Source organism: Streptomyces violaceus (genome assembly GCF_036014075.1).
GTDB lineage: Bacteria > Actinomycetota > Actinomycetes > Streptomycetales > Streptomycetaceae > Streptomyces > Streptomyces violaceus.
Window position 1 is genome coordinate 2,601,426 of sequence record NZ_CP107911.1, and the last position, 15,927, is coordinate 2,617,352.

11 protein-coding genes are annotated in these 15,927 nt (G+C 70.5%); 8 read left to right on the plus strand and 3 right to left on the minus strand.

Annotation, left to right across the window (positions count from 1 at the left end):
* Window positions 1-570: 570 nt before the first annotated feature.
* The 8 genes from OG542_RS11535 (at window position 571) to OG542_RS11570 (ending at window position 11,298) form a co-directional block, all read left to right on the plus strand.
* Complete coding sequence (locus tag OG542_RS11535; protein WP_328410425.1) at window positions 571-4,467, plus strand: sensor histidine kinase; 3,897 nt, start codon at window positions 571-573, stop codon at window positions 4,465-4,467.
* 9 nt (window positions 4,468-4,476) lie between these two features.
* The gene (locus OG542_RS11540; RefSeq protein ID WP_030231800.1) at window positions 4,477-4,890 is read left to right on the plus strand and encodes a roadblock/LC7 domain-containing protein; all 414 of its coding nucleotides are present in this window, start codon (window positions 4,477-4,479) and stop codon (window positions 4,888-4,890) included.
* Window positions 4,891-5,001: 111 nt separating this feature from the next.
* Entirely contained in the window at window positions 5,002-5,397 is a 396-nt protein-coding gene (locus OG542_RS11545; RefSeq protein ID WP_053668780.1) for a DUF742 domain-containing protein, read from the plus strand.
* Window positions 5,378-5,953: a GTP-binding protein gene (locus OG542_RS11550; protein ID WP_104781463.1), complete on the plus strand. Its 576-nt coding sequence runs from the start codon at window positions 5,378-5,380 to the stop codon at window positions 5,951-5,953. The genes OG542_RS11545 and OG542_RS11550 overlap by 20 nt, the downstream gene beginning before the upstream one ends.
* Window positions 5,954-6,330: 377 nt before the next feature.
* Complete coding sequence (locus OG542_RS11555) at window positions 6,331-9,639, plus strand: sensor histidine kinase (protein ID WP_328410427.1); 3,309 nt, start codon at window positions 6,331-6,333, stop codon at window positions 9,637-9,639.
* 10 nt (window positions 9,640-9,649) lie between these two features.
* Window positions 9,650-10,063 carry a roadblock/LC7 domain-containing protein gene (locus OG542_RS11560; protein WP_003993185.1) on the plus strand — a complete coding sequence of 138 codons (414 nt, stop codon included), beginning with the start codon at window positions 9,650-9,652 and terminating at the stop codon, window positions 10,061-10,063.
* 94 nt (window positions 10,064-10,157) lie between these two features.
* A complete protein-coding gene (locus tag OG542_RS11565) occupies window positions 10,158-10,736 on the plus strand; it encodes a DUF742 domain-containing protein (protein WP_184598587.1) in 579 nt (192 codons plus the stop codon).
* On the plus strand, window positions 10,717-11,298 hold the full coding sequence (locus OG542_RS11570) for a GTP-binding protein (RefSeq protein WP_009314218.1): 582 nt from the start codon (window positions 10,717-10,719) through the stop codon (window positions 11,296-11,298). The genes OG542_RS11565 and OG542_RS11570 overlap by 20 nt, the downstream gene beginning before the upstream one ends.
* Window positions 11,299-11,456: 158 nt before the next feature.
* Here OG542_RS11570 and OG542_RS11575 read toward each other — a convergent pair whose 3' ends face one another.
* From OG542_RS11575 to OG542_RS11585, 3 genes are all read right to left on the minus strand, one after another.
* Window positions 11,457-11,651, minus strand: coding sequence for an acyl-CoA carboxylase subunit epsilon (locus tag OG542_RS11575; protein WP_020271460.1), 195 nt, complete (start codon window positions 11,649-11,651; stop codon window positions 11,457-11,459).
* 35 nt (window positions 11,652-11,686) lie between these two features.
* Window positions 11,687-13,270, minus strand: a complete 1,584-nt coding sequence (locus OG542_RS11580; protein WP_184598588.1) for an acyl-CoA carboxylase subunit beta — start codon at window positions 13,268-13,270, stop codon at window positions 11,687-11,689.
* A 154-nt stretch (window positions 13,271-13,424) separates the two neighbouring features.
* The gene (locus OG542_RS11585; RefSeq protein ID WP_328410431.1) at window positions 13,425-15,812 is read right to left on the minus strand and encodes a polysaccharide lyase 8 family protein; all 2,388 of its coding nucleotides are present in this window, start codon (window positions 15,810-15,812) and stop codon (window positions 13,425-13,427) included.
* Between the last annotated feature and the right edge of the window lie 115 nt (window positions 15,813-15,927).

The window sequence follows — 15,927 nt, forward strand, 5'->3', positions numbered from 1 at the left end:
GGGCGGGTCCATGGACCTCGCGCCGGGCGCGGGTTGTCGGTTTTGCCATCGCTGTAAAGCGTCAGGCTAAACATGGGATTCCCGGCGCAATCGCGGAGGGACCATGATCAGCATGTGAGTTTCCTCACGAATCAGGGGGCGAATCGGTCAATCGGGGCTCATGCCCCACCCCCACGAAACGGACATCACCCCACTGAAGCCCTCATTCCGCTCCTGATCATGGCGACTGGGACACCCGTCGGGTATTGACGACTCGCGGGCTTACGTCCGAAATGGACGAACTCATTTTCTACGTCCGGTGATCCGGCCCTCACGTGGTGTCACCTATGTCACGGCCTGGCATACGGGCCTTGTTGGAGATCCTGTGCTGTGCTGGAATCTCACGGACCGCCGCAGGATCGAGCCGGCGCACAGGGGGCGCACAGACGCGCCGAGCGGCGGCGAGAAGGGGGAGCCAGCGCCGGTCACTCACGACCACCACGGGGGCGTACTCAGGGCGTCCCCAGAACGCCGACACCGTGCCCCGCCGCTTACCGCGACGGGGTGCCTGGTCCAGAGGTTGCGACGCTAGTGCAGGGACGTTTCAAGAGGGATGGCAGCGCTTCGGCGGAGCCGGAGCCGCACGGCGGGACTGGCCCCATGAAGGGTGGCCCCGCGCCCCAGCACGCCCAGAACCCGGGCTCGGCCGGCGACGGCGGCGAGCGCTCCGGGCGGTCCGGTACATCGGCCCCCTCGGGCGCCGCGAGCCCGTCCCCGGCGCTGAAGCCGCCGACGGGCCCCACCGGCCCCGGCCCGCGAATAGCCCTGCGCAACTGGCGCATCTCCACCCGACTGGTCTCGCTGCTCGCTCTCCCGGTCGTCGCGGCCACCTCGCTGGGCGCGCTGCGTATCAACCAGTCCATGGACGACATCCAGCAGCTCGACAACATGAAGCTGCTGACGGACATGACCAAGCAGGCCACCGAGCTGTCGGCCGCGCTCCAGGAGGAGCGCGACCAGTCGGCCGGCCCGCTCGCGCACGGCGGCAAGGCGACCGACTTCACGGTCAAGGGTCTGCGTGAGAAGACCGACCGGGCGATGAAGAACTTCCTCGACAGTTCCGAGGAGATCGACAGCGCCAGCAAGGAAGGCAACCTCAAGGGCGTCCGCGAGTACCTCATCCAGCTCGCCGGCGAGCTGGGCGACCTGGCGCAGATCCGCAAGAGCGCCTACGCCTCCGAGGGCAACTCCACGCAGACGATCGAGGCGTACCACCGTCTGATCGAGAACCTGGTCGACCTCTCCCAGGACATGGCCGAGGCGACCAGCAACCCGGACATGATCCAGCGCACCCGCGCCCTGGCGGCCTTCTCCTCCGCCAAGGAGTACTCCTCGATCCAGCGCGCGGCCCTCGCGGCGGCGCTGCCCGCCAGCAACACCACGACCGGCAAGCTCTCGCCGAACGACCGGCTCTACGCCGAGTCGTCGCTGGAGAGCCAGAAGTCCGAGATCCGCAGCTTCAAGAGCATCTACGGCGAGGACGCCGCCGCCGAGCTGCTGAAGCCGATCGAGGACGGCGGCAACTCCACGATCAAGGCCACCGACACCTATGCGGGCCGTGCCCTGGTCTCCGCGAGCGGTCTCGCCCAGCAGGACAAGCGGTCCTACCGCGACTGGCTGGACGACAGCTCCACCAAGATCCAGCAGATGAAGAACATCGAGCACACGCTGCTCGAGGAGATGGAACAGAAGGCCCGCGAGCTGCGCAGCGCCACCGAGCGCGACGCGATCATCTCCGGTGCGCTGATCCTGATCGTGCTCGGTGTGTCGCTGGTCGGCGCCTTCGTCGTCGCCCGCTCCATGATCCGCTCGCTGCGCCGCCTGGAGGAGACCGCGACCAAGGTCGCCTCCGACCGGCTGCCCGAGCTGGTCAAGCAGCTGTCCGAGTCCGACCCGCAGGACGTCGACACGTCCGTGGAGTCGGTCGGTGTGCACTCCCGGGACGAGATCGGCCGGGTGGCCGCGGCCTTCGACGACGTGCACCGCGAGGCGGTCCGCCTCGCCGCCGAGCAGGCCCTGCTGCGGGGCAACGTCAACGCGATGTTCACCAACCTCTCGCGCCGCTCCCAGGGTCTGATCCAGCGCCAGCTGTCGCTGATCTCCGAACTGGAGTCCCGCGAGGCCGACCCGGACCAGCTGTCCTCGCTGTTCAAGCTCGACCACCTCGCCACTCGTATGCGCCGTAACGGTGAGAACCTCCTCGTCCTCGCCGGTGAGGAGCCCGGCCGCCGCTGGACCCGCCCGGTCCCGCTGGTCGACGTGCTCCGCGCCGCCGCGTCCGAGGTGGAGCAGTACGAGCGCATCGAGCTGGCCTCCGTGCCGACCACCGAAGTGGCCGGCCGGGTCGTCAACGACCTCGTGCACCTGCTCGCCGAGCTGCTGGAGAACGCGACCTCGTTCTCCTCGCCCCAGACCAAGGTCAAGGTCACCGGTCACGCGCTGCCCGACGGCCGTGTGCTGATCGAGATCCACGACACCGGTATCGGTCTGTCGCCTGAGGACCTGGCCGCGATCAACGAGCGGCTCGCCTCTCCCCCGACGGTGGACGTCTCCGTCTCCCGCCGCATGGGTCTGTTCGTGGTCGGCCGTCTGTCGCAGCGGCACGGCATCCGCATCCAGCTGCGCCCGTCCGACTCCGGTGGTACGACCGCGCTGGTCATGCTGCCCGTCGATGTCGCCCAGGGCGGCAGGAAGCCCCAGCCCAAGCAGCCCGGCCAGCCGCCGCTCGGAGGCGGCGGTCCGGCCGCCGCGCAGGCCGCCGCCGGTGTGGCCGCGGCCCGGCGTGGCGCCGGTGCCGGCCAAAGCGGCAACGCTCTCGGTGCGGGTCCCTCCGGTGGCGGTGCCTTCGGTGCCGGTGCGTCCGGCGGGGGCCGGCTCGGTCCGGGCCAGAGCCCGCGGGCCGCGCTGCCCGGGCGGGACGCGGACGGCGGCCGTCAGGGAGCGCCGGGCGGAGCGCGCGGACCTCAGGGTCCCGACAAGTCCCCGTCGTTGTTCGACCAGGGCCCTCCCTCCGCGCCCCCGCAGGGCCGTCCGGCTCCGGCCGGTGCCGGGTTCGGGCAGGCCCCGGGTGCCCCGCAGGGCCTGCAGGCCGCGGGCACGAACGGGCCGCAGGGCCAGGAAGCCTTCGGTGGCCGTGGCCAGCAGCGCCCGGGCGGCAACGCCGAGCAGGGCCAGGGCCGTCGGCCTCAGCTGCCGCCGCGCGGCGGTCCGCGGGCCGAGCTGCCCGGTGGCGAACCGCAGCCGCGCGTGCCGAGCTGGAGCGATGAGAACGCCCAGCCGCCGGTGCCCCGTGCCTCGCTGGACGCCCCGCGTGGTCACGAGGAGCCGGACGTCTCCCGTACGTCTCAGATGCCTCGGATCGACGACCGCCAGGGCCCGGGCGCGACGGCGGAGATCCCGGCCGTGCCGCGTGACGACGACCGGCAGGGCCCCGGCTCGCCGGGCGACTTCGGGATGGGCGGCCCCCAGCACCCGGACCAGTTCGCCTCCGGCACGAACGGATCGCAGGACCCGGGTCAGTTCGTCCGCCCGGACGTCTTCGGCGCCCCGGCCGGCCGCCGCGACCCATCGTCCACGACGGGCCAGTTCCCGGCCCCGCAGGCCCCGCAGTCCTACGACAACGGCTCCACGGGCCAGTACCCGGCGCCCCGCCAGGACAACAGCGGCAGCCAGTACCCCGCGCCGCGTCAGGACAACGGGTCGACCGGCCAGTACCCGGCGCCCCGCCAGGACAACGGCTCCACCGGCCAGTACCCCGCACCGCGTCAGGACAGCGGCTCCGGTCGGCCCACCCTTCCGGGTCCGGCCACTCCGGCCGACCCCGGTGGCACGGGCCAGTTCGAGCGGCCGCAGGTCAACGGCGGCCGGGGCGGGTCCGACTTCGGCGCACCGCGGCCGCCTGCCCCGCAGGCCCGGCCCGCACGGCAGGAGCCCGAGGCCCTGCCGCCGGCGTCCGGCCCGGGCGACGGACGTACGCCGCTGTACGACACACTCGAGACCAACTGGTTCCACGGCCAGCACGGCCAGCAGGAACAGCAGGAGCAGCAGGAGCAGCAGCCGCAGAACAACGGCTCGGCTCCGGCCTCGCAGCAACCGCAGGGACCCACCGGTCCGCAGCGGTCGTCCGCACCCGCCGGCTGGCGCAGCTCGCCGAACGACGATCTCGGCCGCCAGGCCGAGCGCGTCCGCCAGCCCGCCGCCGGCGGTGTCACCACCTCCGGCCTGCCTCGCCGGGTGCCCCGGGCAAACCTCGTCGCGGGCACGGCGCAGCAACAACCGCAGCAGCAGAGTGGTCCGCAGATCTCCCGGGCGCCCGATGACGTCCGGGGCCGGCTGACCAATCTCCGTCGCGGTATCGCACAGGGTCGTCAGGCCGGGTCCACCCAGACCGGCAGCTTCCCTCGACCCTCTCACCAGCAGGAGCGTTAGTTGAGTCCGATGAGCCAGGCGGCACAGAACCTCAACTGGTTGATCACCAACTTCGTGGACAACACCCCCGGGGTGTCCCACACCGTCGTCGTGTCCGCCGACGGTCTCCTTCTGGCGCTGTCGGAGGGCTTCCCACGCGACCGCGCGGACCAGCTCGCGGCCGTCGCCTCCGGCCTGACGTCACTGACGGCAGGCGCCTCCCGGATCTTCGAGGGGGGCGACGTCGCGCAGACGGTCGTAGAGATGGAGCGTGGGTTCCTTTTCCTGATGTCCGTCTCGGACGGCTCGTCGCTGGCCGTCCTGGCACACCCTGAATGCGACATCGGCCTCGTCGGCTACGAGATGGCGCTCCTGGTCGACCGCGCGGGCGCGGTCCTCACCCCAGACCTGCGAGCTGAGCTCCAAGGCAGTCTGCTCCACTGATCGGCCCCGGCAACACCCGTCTCACCACATCACCGTCCGGCCGCCACACACCCCACACAGGCCCCGTCAGACGGCTCGACTGACCGACTTGCTGTCCCGCCCGGAGGACCCATGACCCCGCCCCCCGCCTCTCATGATCCGTACGCGGAGCCGTACGAGGACGAGGGCGATCAGCCGCTGGTACGGCCTTACGCCATGACCGGCGGCCGGACGCGGCCGCGCTACCAGCTGGCCATCGAGGCTCTGATCAGCACGACCGCGGACCCCGCGGCACTCATGGGGCTGCTGCCGGAGCACCAGCGCATCTGCCACCTGTGCCGTGAGGTGAAGTCGGTCGCCGAGGTCTCGGCGCTGCTCAACATGCCGCTGGGTGTGGCCAGGATCCTCGTCGCGGACCTCGCGGAGGCCGGTCTCGTCGCGATCCACCAGCCGGGCGGCGACGACGCCACCGGCGCGCCGGACGTGACACTGCTCGAAAGGGTGCTCAGTGGACTTCGCAAGCTCTGACGCGGGTCGTTCCACCACGTCCGCGAAGATCGTGGTGGCGGGTGGCTTCGGCGTGGGCAAGACCACGTTCGTCGGTGCCGTCTCGGAGATCAACCCGCTGCGCACGGAGGCCGTGATGACCTCCGCCAGCGCGGGGATCGACGACCTGACCCACACCGGGGACAAGACCACCACCACGGTGGCCATGGACTTCGGCCGTATCACCCTGGACCAGGACCTGATCCTGTACCTGTTCGGTACGCCGGGCCAGGACCGCTTCTGGTTCATGTGGGACGACCTGGTGCGCGGCGCCATCGGCGCGGTGGTCCTGGTGGACACACGCCGGCTGGCCGACTGCTTCCCGGCCGTCGACTACTTCGAGAACAGCGGCCTGCCCTTCGTCGTCGCGCTGAACGGCTTCGACGGCCAGCAGCCCTACCAGCCCGAGGAGGTGCGCGAGGCGTTGCAGATCGGGCCGGACACCCCGATCATCACGACGGACGCCCGCCACCGCGCCGATGCGAAGAGTGCCCTGATCACGCTGGTCGAGCACGCTTTGATGGCACGGCTGAGGTAGCACCCAATTCAAGAGCGCCATACGGCAGTTGTCGTAGATACACCGGATCCGACTGTGTCCTTTGACACGGTCGGCCAAGGTGTTCATAACGTTTCGGCAGAGGAATCGGGTGGTACGGCCACGCGTCGCGCACATCCGGTCTCGCTGCGCGCACAATCGCCCCGCCTTTTGGCGGGGCTCGCTCTTTATGACCGTTTTATCTGGGGCTTACATCACTCTGAATCGGCGCCCCGGACTGTTTGGAAGAGCGCAGGTCGTCGTGCTGGAATGCCTGAACTGCCCAATAGTCAACGACGTACTCGTCCGTCGATGGAGTGTTGGGCGCTGAGACACTGCGGCACAACGTTGGTGCCGACCGCCGAGAGGTTGTTGGTCGAGTGAGGCGAAGCAAGAACAGTCCCGAGCCGTCGGCCCGGGGCAACTTCACCCCGCCGCCGCGCACAGCGGCGCCCGCCCCCGTGCCCGGTTCGGAGCCGACGGCCGCGGCCGCCGAGAGCAGCGGCCGTCTCTCCCCGCGCAACTGGCGCGTGGCGACCAGGCTCAACGCGATCCTGCTCATACCCGTGCTGGTCGGCCTCGTCATGGGCGGCTTCCAGGTGAAGAGCTCGATCGACACCTGGCAGGAGGCCGAGGACGCGCAGAACACCGCGCGCCTGGTGCGGGCCTCCCTGCTGTATGCCAACGCCCTCTACAACGAGCGCGACACCTCGGCGGCGCCCCTGCTGAAGGGCAGCGCCCAGACGGCCCAGGACAAGGCGACCGTCACCCAGGTCCGCAAGGCCACCGACGAGGCCGCCGACGCCTTCGACACGGCGGCCCAGAGCATGCCGGCCAAGCCCGGCCTCGAGCGCCGTCTGAAGCTGTTCCGCGAGGCGGAGCCGAAGCTGCAGACCCTGCGCCAGGTCGCGTACACCTCCAAGCTCAAGGGTGTGCAGACCGAGGAGGGCTACGTCGAGGTCGCCCACCCGCTGACGGAGTTCGCCAACGAGCTGGGCCTGGGCACCGGCAACATCACCAGCTACGGCCGGACCGTGTACGCCATCGAGCTCACCAAGGCGGCCCTGTCGCTGCAGCGCTCCATCGGCATGCACATCCTGGTCAAGCCGGGCCCGGACGACGGCAACCTGGCCAGCCAGCGCATCGCCCTGTCCTCGTACGCCTACCTCGAGCGCATCGCGATCGAGGAGTACATCGGCGGCGGTACGGAGCAGGACGCTGCCAAGCTCAAGGCCGCCGAGGCCAAGATGAAGACCGACGGCGCCGCGATGGCCCGGGAGGCCAAGGCCAAGAACCCGGACTACGTCCCGCCGCCGTCCAACCCGACGACGATGGTCTCGGCCGTCGCGACGCTCCCGAGCACCGACCCGAGCGCCCGTGCCGCACTCGGCGAGAAGGGCGTCACCGCCGAGAACTGGTGGGCGGTCAACACGCTCAAGTTCAACGCGTACGAGAAGATCGAGGCGGACATGGCCGACAAGGCCGTGAGCGAAGCCTCCGACATCGCCGACGACGCCCAGCGTGATGCCTACATCACCGGTGCCGCCGTCGTGGTCGCCCTGCTCCTCGCCTTCATCCTGGCCGGCGCGGTGGCCCGCCAGATGAGCCGCTCGATGCGCCAGCTGCGCAACGCCGCCTTCGGCATCGCCGAGCAGCGTCTGCCGATGCTGGTCGACCAGCTCTCGCGCACCGACCCCGGCCGCGTCGACACCCGTGTCCAGGCCATCCCGATCACCACCACCGACGAGATCGGCGAAGTCGCCCGCGCCTTCGACCAGGTCCACCGCGAGGCCGTCCGGCTCGCCGCCGAGCAGGCCCTGCTGCGGGGCAACATCAACGCGATCTTCACCAACCTGTCGCGGCGCAACCAGTCGCTGATCGAGGGCCAGCTGACCCTGATCACCGACCTGGAGAACAACGAGGCCGACCCGGACCAGCTGGAGAACCTCTTCCGCCTGGACCACCTCGCGACCCGCATGCGCCGCAACGGCGAGAACCTCCTGGTCCTCGCCGGCGAGGAGCCCGGCCGCCGCTGGGACCAGCCGGTGCCGCTGGTCGACGTGCTGCGCGCCGCCTCCTCCGAGGTGGAGCAGTACGAGCGCATCGAGCTGTCCGGTGTTCCGGAGGCCGAGATCCACGGCCGCGCCGTGACCGACCTCGTGCACCTGCTCGCCGAGCTGCTGGAGAACGCCACGACGTTCTCCTCCCCGCAGACCAAGGTTCGCGTGACCGCCACCCGTCTCCCAGACGGCCGGGTCATGATCGAGATCCACGACAAGGGCATCGGCCTCACCGCCGAGGACTTCGCGGACATCAACCACAAGCTGGCCAACCCGCCGACCGTGGACGCCGCGATCTCGCAGCGCATGGGCCTCTTCGTGGTCGGCCGGCTGTCCGACCGGCACGGCATCCGCGTCCAGCTGCGCCCCTCGGGCGAGCAGGCCGGTACGACCTCGCTGGTCATGCTGCCCGACGCGATCACCCACGGCGGTGGCGGCGAGCAGCACGTGGACCGCGACGAGTTCACCGTCTCGCAGATCATCCCGGAGCAGAACTACGGCGGCGAGAACTTCAGCCAGCCCATGCGCACGGCTGCGGAGCTCGGCTTCGACGACAGCCGCTACTCCGAGGTCCCGGACGACATACGTGAGCTGGACCCCGTCGGCCGCTCCCTGATGCGCGAGGAGCGCAGGGCGGCCCTGGAGTCCCAGTCGCACGATCAGCCCGCCCTGCCCGGACGGAACCCGCAGGACCCCGACGAGGGGCACGCGTACCCCGAGGACTTCAACGGGCAGCAGGGCTACGACACCGGCCAGGCCTACGACACGGGCCAGACCGGCTACCCCCAGCAGCAGCCCTCCGCGTACGACCGTCAGGCGACGTACGAGGACCAGCAGGCGCAGTACGAGGAGCAGCGGCACACGGCGTACCAGGAGCCGCAGCGCCCCGCGTACGACGAGCAGTACTACGCGCCGAACGGCGGCATGCCGCAGAACGACACCTTCTCGCCGAACGGCGGCTACCCGGAGCCCTCCTATGCGGAGCCGGCTCAGGAGGAACCCCCGGCGCAGGGTGCGGGCGGGCAGGGCGGTTTCGCCGCGTTCGAGCAGCGGCGTCACCAGGACGACTGGCCGCAGCAGGACGGTTACCAGAACGGCTACCCGAGCCAGTACCCTTCTCAGGCCCAGAAAACGGAATCTGCGCAGGCCGCTGACGCAAGTGAGCAGGACCGCGTAGGCTTCGACCGTCCGGGACCGGCCCACTCCGCCGCCCCCTCGATGACCGACGCGGGGCTTCCCCGCCGCGGATCCACTGCGAGCGGTGCGAACGGCACGGGCGGCGCGCGGCACATGGGCCAGGAGCCTGAGGCCTCCACCCCGGAGAGCAACGGCGGCAGCGACTGGCGCTCGGCGAACGACGAGCGGTGGCAGCAGGCATCGCAGCTCCGGAAGCCCAGGGCGGGCGGGGTCACCTCCTCCGGCCTGCCGAGGCGGGTACCCAAGGCCAACCTGATCGAGGGTGCCGCCGAGAGCACCCAACAGGGAGGCCCACAGGTCTCCCGCGCCCCGGAGGACGTCCGGGGCAGGCTGAGCAACCTGCGTCGCGGCGTGGAACGCGGACGCAACGCAGGCAGTGAAACGAACGGCCAGGGCTTCGGTCCTGACAGCACCTACAACCAGGAGCGTTAGTGTGAGCCCGATGAGCCAGGCGGCACAGAACCTGAACTGGTTGATCACCAACTTCGTGGACAACACCCCGGGGGTGTCCCACACGGTGGTGGTCTCCGCCGACGGACTCCTTCTGGCTATGTCCGAAGGCTTCCCCCGCGACCGCGCCGACCAGCTCGCGGCCGTCGCTTCCGGTCTGACGTCCCTGACGGCAGGCGCCTCCCGGATCTTCGAGGGAGGCGCTGTGAACCAGACGGTTGTGGAGATGGAGCGGGGATTCCTCTTCATCATGTCCGTATCCGACGGTTCTTCGCTCGCGGTTCTCGCACATCCCGAGGCGGACATCGGTCTCATCGGGTACGAGATGGCACTGCTGGTCGACCGAGCCGGTACGGTCCTGACACCGGACCTTCGTGCGGAGCTCCAGGGGAGCCTGCTCAACTAACGGACGGACGGTGCGTTTTGGCGTCCCGTGGCCGTAAAGTTTCGGGACGCGGCTCCACAGCGATGGGTGCCAGGCACAGTCGGAGGAGGAGAAAGTGGCAACACCCCCAGGCGGTTCGTCTTCGGGCAACTGGTCGTACGGCCCTGCCCAGGGCCAGAACGACGGTGCCCAGAACCCGAACCGTTACAACTTCCCCTCCACACCGAGCCACCGGCAGCCATACGCGCCGCAGGGCCCCGGCCCGTCGCCGTACGACCAGCCACCGGCCCCGCGTATCCAGCCTGTGCAGCCGCAGCGCCGCACCCCCGAGCCGGCGCCCGCCGGGGCGTCGAACAACCCGCTGGTGCGTCCGTACGCCATGACTGGTGGCCGGACCCGCCCGCGCTACCAGCTCGCCATCGAGGCGCTGGTGCACACCACTGCGCAGCCGCACCAGATGCAGGGCCAGTTGCCCGAGCATCAGCGGATCTGCAACCTCTGCCGGGAAATCAAGTCGGTCGCCGAGATCTCGGCGCTCCTCACGATCCCTCTCGGCGTGGCCAGGATCCTCGTCGCCGACTTGGCGGAGGCGGGACTGGTCGCCATCCATCAGCCCGGCGGCGACGAGAACGCCGGCGGCCAGCCAGACGTGACACTGCTCGAAAGGGTGCTCAGTGGACTTCGCAAGCTCTAGCGGCGGTCCTTCCCGCTCCACCACCTCAGCGAAGATCGTGGTGGCGGGTGGCTTCGGCGTGGGCAAGACCACGTTCGTCGGGGCCGTCTCGGAGATCAACCCGCTGCGTACCGAGGCCGTCATGACGTCCGCTTCGGCGGGCATCGACGATCTCACCCACACCGGGGACAAGACCACCACCACGGTGGCCATGGACTTCGGCCGTATCACCCTGGACCAGGACCTGATCCTGTACCTCTTCGGCACACCCGGCCAGGACCGCTTCTGGTTCATGTGGGACGACCTGGTGCGCGGCGCCATCGGCGCGATCGTCCTGGTGGACACGCGGCGTCTCGCCGACTGCTTCCCGGCGGTCGACTACTTCGAGAACTCGGGTCTGCCGTTCGTGATCGCGCTGAACGGGTTCGACGGGCAGCAGCCGTACAACCCGGACGAGGTGCGGGAGGCTCTGCAGATCGGGCCTGACACGCCGATCATCACGACGGATGCGCGGCATCGGGCGGATGCGAAGTCGGCGTTGATCACGCTGGTCGAGCATGCGTTGATGGCACGGCTTCGTTAGCTTCTTGCTGTGGGACAGCCCCCGGCGGCCTCTGGGCTGCCGGGGGCTGTTGCGTTGCCGGGTGCGGGTTGTGGGTGGTTGTTCGCGCAGTTCCCCGCGCCCCTGAAACAAAAGACAAGAGGCCCCTCCGGGTGGAGGGGCCTCTTCGGGTGCTGGGGTCAGCGCCAGCTGTGGGGGGCGCGGAAGCCCGGCTCGCGCTCGAGGCGGCGCCAGCCGGCCTTTACGCGGCCGCGGTGCGTCGGGGTGGGGTCGGTGGGGCGGGCGGCGGCGCGGGCCAGGAGGATCGCCGTGATGGCGGCGACTTCCTCGGGCTCGGCGTGGCCCTTCTCGACGCGGATGTCAGGGGTGTCCATGGGTGTCAGTCTCCGTGAGAGAGATGTCCGCGAGGTTACTGCGGAGGGTTGCCGTGCTTGCGGGAAGGCAGGTCGGCGTGCTTGGTCTGGAGCATCGCGAGGGACTTGATGAGGACCTCGCGGGTCTCGGCGGGGTCGATGACGTCGTCGACCAGGCCACGCTCCGCCGCGTAGTACGGGTGCATCAGCTCGGACTTGTACTCCTTGACCATGCGGGCCCGCATGGCCTCGGGGTCCTCGGCCTCGGCGATCTGGCGGCGGAAGATGACGTTGGCCGCACCCTCCGCGCCCATGACGGCGATCTCGTTCGTCGGCCAGGCGTAGGTGAGGTCCGCACCGATGGACTGGCTGTCCATGACGATGTACGCACCTCCGTAGGCCTTGCGCAGGATCAGCGAGATCCTCGGCACGGTCGCGTTGCAGTACGCGTAGAGCAGCTTCGCGCCGTGGCGGATGATCCCACCGTGCTCTTGGTCCACGCCCGGCAGGAAGCCGGGGACGTCCAGAAGAGTGACGATCGGGATGTTGAAGGCGTCGCACATCTGGACGAAGCGGGCCGCCTTCTCGGAGGCCTCGATGTCCAGGACACCGGCGAGCGCCTGCGGCTGGTTGGCGACGATGCCGACGACCTGGCCGTCCATCCGGCCCAGCGCGCAGATGATGTTCCGCGCCCAGCGCTCGTGGACCTCCAGGTAGTCGCCGTCGTCGACGATCTCCTCGATGACCTTGGCCATGTCGTACGGCCGGTTGCCGTCCGCCGGGACCAGGTCCAGGAGCACGTCCGAGCGGCGGTCCACCGCGTCCGTGGCCTCCGCGCGCGGCGGGTTCTCGCGGTTGTTCTGCGGGAGCATCGAGAGGAGGTAGCGCACCTCCGCGATGCAGGTCTCCTCGTCGTCGTACGCGAAGTGGCAGACGCCGCTGGTCTCCGCGTGCACGTCGGCGCCGCCGAGGCCGTTCTGGGTGATCTCCTCGCCGGTGACCGCCTTGACTACGTCCGGGCCGGTGATGAACATCTGCGAGGTCTCGCGGACCATGAACACGAAGTCCGTCAGGGCGGGGCTGTAGGCCGCGCCGCCCGCGCACGGGCCGAGCATCACCGAGATCTGCGGGATCACGCCCGAGGCCTTGGTGTTGCGCTGGAAGATGCCGCCGTAGCCGGCGAGGGCGGAGACGCCCTCCTGGATGCGGGCGCCGGCGCCGTCGTTCAGGGAGACCAGAGGAGCCCCGGCCGCGATGGCCATGTCCATGATCTTGTGGATCTTCGTGGCGTGGGCCTCGCCCAGCGCGCCGCCGAAGACCCGGAAGTCATGGGCGTAGACGAAGACCGTCCGGCCCTCCACCGTCCCCCAGCCGGTGATCACACCGTCGGTGTACGGCTTCTTGGCCTCCAGGCCGAAGCCCGTGGCCCGGTGCCGGCGGAGCTGCTCGACCTCGCGGAAGGAATCCGGGTCGAGGAGAAGCTCGATGCGCTCCCGCGCGGTCAGCTTGCCCTTGGCGTGCTGCGCCTTGGTCGCCTTCTCGCTCGGTCCGGCCACCGCCTGCGCACGGATCTCGTGCAGTTCGGCCACGCGTCCGCGCGCGTCAGTCGGCTCACCCGGCGCCTCATCCAAAACGGTCATGTAGCGACCTTACGAAGCCAACCCACGAAAGCGGGCCGTCGACTCCTCACAGTCTCCGGCGTGTTTTCCTGGTACCCCTGAACAGAACCATGGTGGAGTGCAGCCAATCCGACTGCTCAGAGGGTGTGCGGCTTGTAGGGGTCGCACAAAGACCTCAACCGAGAGTCACCTCACATCGGTGCGTCGCGCATGCCTCCCCCGGGGTGACGCGCAGCCTCAGTCGAGGGCCGGTCGAGAGCACCTCGACGGTCTCGTCCGCGCGGACGACCCGGCGGACCGGGCGGTCCCAGGTGATCTCCAGCGGCCGGCCCGAGCGGGGTGGCTCGCTCGCACAGAGGGTAGCGGTACGGCCCCGGCGGACGGTCAGCACGCTCGCGCCGGCGGAAGCGGTGAGCGGGCCCGCCGTGCCGGCCTGCCAGAAGTTCGCGGCCGTGCAGCCGAGGGAGGGCACGGTGACCGCCTGGCAGGTCGTGTCGTTGGCGAGGACCGACAGCCATCGGCGGCCGGCGGCGCGGCGTGCGACCGCACGGCGGGACGCCCCGGGCATGAGGACGTAGGCGTACGCGGCGTCCTCCGGGTCGGTGCCGTGGTCGAGCCAGAGGGTCTGCCAGCGGCGGGTGCGCCGCTCCGGGGTGCTTCCGGTGTTGATGTCGGCCCAGGCGCCGGTGCGGTCCTCGCGCAGCGCCTTCGGCTCGCCGTCGAGCAGGACCCAGCCGCCGTGGTCCTCCAAGTGAGCCCAGTTCCGGTCCCGGTTCCGGCCCTGGACGAAGCTCTGGGTGCCGGACTCGCCGAGGTTGCGGTTGTCGACGACCGTCTCCACCGGGACGCCGTCGGCGCAGCTGATCCCGACGCCGAGGCAGATCACCGCGTCCGCGACGCAGAACCAGGACTTGCGGGCCTGGAGGGTGGAGCCGAGGCCCTTGAGGTGCTGGCCGATGGCCGCGTACGTGCCGTCGGTGGTGCCGCCGACCCAGCGCGCGTCCGGCCTGGCGGTGCCCCACTCGCCGCCCTCCCGGTCGGCCAGGCGTTTGGTGGAGACGGTGGTGCCGGGCAGGCGGTACCAGTCCACCGTCGGCCAGAACCAGTCCGTGTACTGGTCGCTCGCGCCGGACCACCAGCTCACCATCCCCGCGCCGGTGTGCCAGCCGCGTGGGTTCTCGCCGTTGCCGCACTCGTAGTGGGCGACGCGGTCGCTGGCCATGGCGATGTTCACGGTGAAGCCGGGGCGGCGGTGGACGGCACGGTCCATGGCGGCGAAGAGGTGGTGTCCGGTGGGTTCGGGCGCGGCCGGGGCGGACGAGGCGGCGATGGCGTGCAGCCGGGCCAGGTCGGCCACGCCGAACTGGGGTGCCGTCAGGATCGGGGTCACCGTGTCCCGTTCGATCCAGCCCTTGACGCGGGCGTGCCAGCGGTCGCGTTCCGCCGGGCTCGCGGCGGCCGCCAGGAGTGCGATGGCCGCGATGAGCTGCTGGCCGTGGAAGTGGTCGCCGCGCATGACCTTGCGGTCGTCGGTGGTGAGGTAACCACGGCTGATGGCCCGGCCGTTGACGCTGTCCATGACCAGTCCGTCGTGGACGAGCGGCGCGTAGGCCTGCTCGACGCTGTCGAGGATGATCTGCCGGTTGGGGTCGGTGACCGCCCAGTCGGATCCGGCGAGCAGGGCGAAGAGCCGGCCGAGGCCGTCGAGCATGACCTGTCCGTAGGTACCCGAGTAGGCGACCCAGGTGTGCTGGACGAAGGAGCCGTCGGCGTAGAGGCCGTCGCCCCGGGTGACGTACGGGAAGACCGGGGAGAGCGCGTCCCGGGCCAGGGCGATCTTGGCCGGGTCGCGGCCGAGGACGCCGCGCAGGGCGACGGAGCGGCACAGGTCGACGCGGTTGGCGCCGGTGGAGGTGCCGGTGTAGTCGCCGAGGGCCGCGTCGGGGACGAAGTGGTCGACGGCGGCGCAGGCGGTCCGCACCCGGGGGCCGCCCAGCTCGTCGTACAGGGCGGCTGTGATGTCGGTGAGCAGGCGGGGGCTGCCGATCTGCCATTCCCACCAGTTGCCGTAGCGGGTGGTGCCGGGGTTGTAGACGGTCGAGGAGAGGTGGTCGAGGCCGCGCAGGATGTCGGCGAGGAGGTCCGGGTCGGCGGTCGAGCCGGTGCCCTGCTGGACGTAGGCCCGGGTCATGGTCCACAGGCGGCCGTAACTGAGGGTGATGCCGGCCGGCGGGTCGAAGGGGTGGCCGGGCCAGAGGGAGTTCGCCGCCGGAGCCATGGAGGCGCGCAGGCGGCGGGCGAGTTCGCCGGTCTCGGCGAGCCGGGAGGCGTACGGCTGCGCGGCCGGGTCGTAGCCGTCGCCGAGGGCGATGCCGAGCCAGCGCCGGCGGAGGGTGTCGTACGGATCGGCGTCGGAAGCATCCGTGCCGCGGGGCGCGGGCGTCGCACCGCCGGTCGCCGCCAGTGCCGCGGCCGCGAGCAGCAGGGCCCGGCGGCTGGGCCGGAACAGGGTGGCGGCGGCCTTGGCCGTACGGCGGGGGACGACACGACGCTGGGGAGTCATGCCCATGCCCTACCACGGGGAGACGGTCACCTGAACGGAGGATCCGGCCGGAGTGACCGGGATGGGCGAGCGAGGGGACGCGAAGAGGCGAGCGGTCGCGCCGTGGGGCCGCTCT

Excerpts from the sequence above, each read along its gene's own strand:
- OG542_RS11540 (WP_030231800.1), top strand. The coding sequence starts at position 4,477 with ATGAGCCAGGCGGCACAGAACCTCAACTGGTTGATCACCAACTTCGTG.
- OG542_RS11545 (WP_053668780.1), top strand. The coding sequence starts at position 5,002 with ATGACCCCGCCCCCCGCCTCTCATGATCCGTACGCGGAGCCGTACGAG.
- OG542_RS11560 (WP_003993185.1), top strand. The coding sequence starts at position 9,650 with ATGAGCCAGGCGGCACAGAACCTGAACTGGTTGATCACCAACTTCGTG.
- OG542_RS11575 (WP_020271460.1), bottom strand. The coding sequence starts at position 11,651 with ATGGACACCCCTGACATCCGCGTCGAGAAGGGCCACGCCGAGCCCGAG.
- OG542_RS11580 (WP_184598588.1), bottom strand. The coding sequence starts at position 13,270 with ATGACCGTTTTGGATGAGGCGCCGGGTGAGCCGACTGACGCGCGCGGA.
- OG542_RS11585 (WP_328410431.1), bottom strand. The coding sequence starts at position 15,812 with ATGACTCCCCAGCGTCGTGTCGTCCCCCGCCGTACGGCCAAGGCCGCC.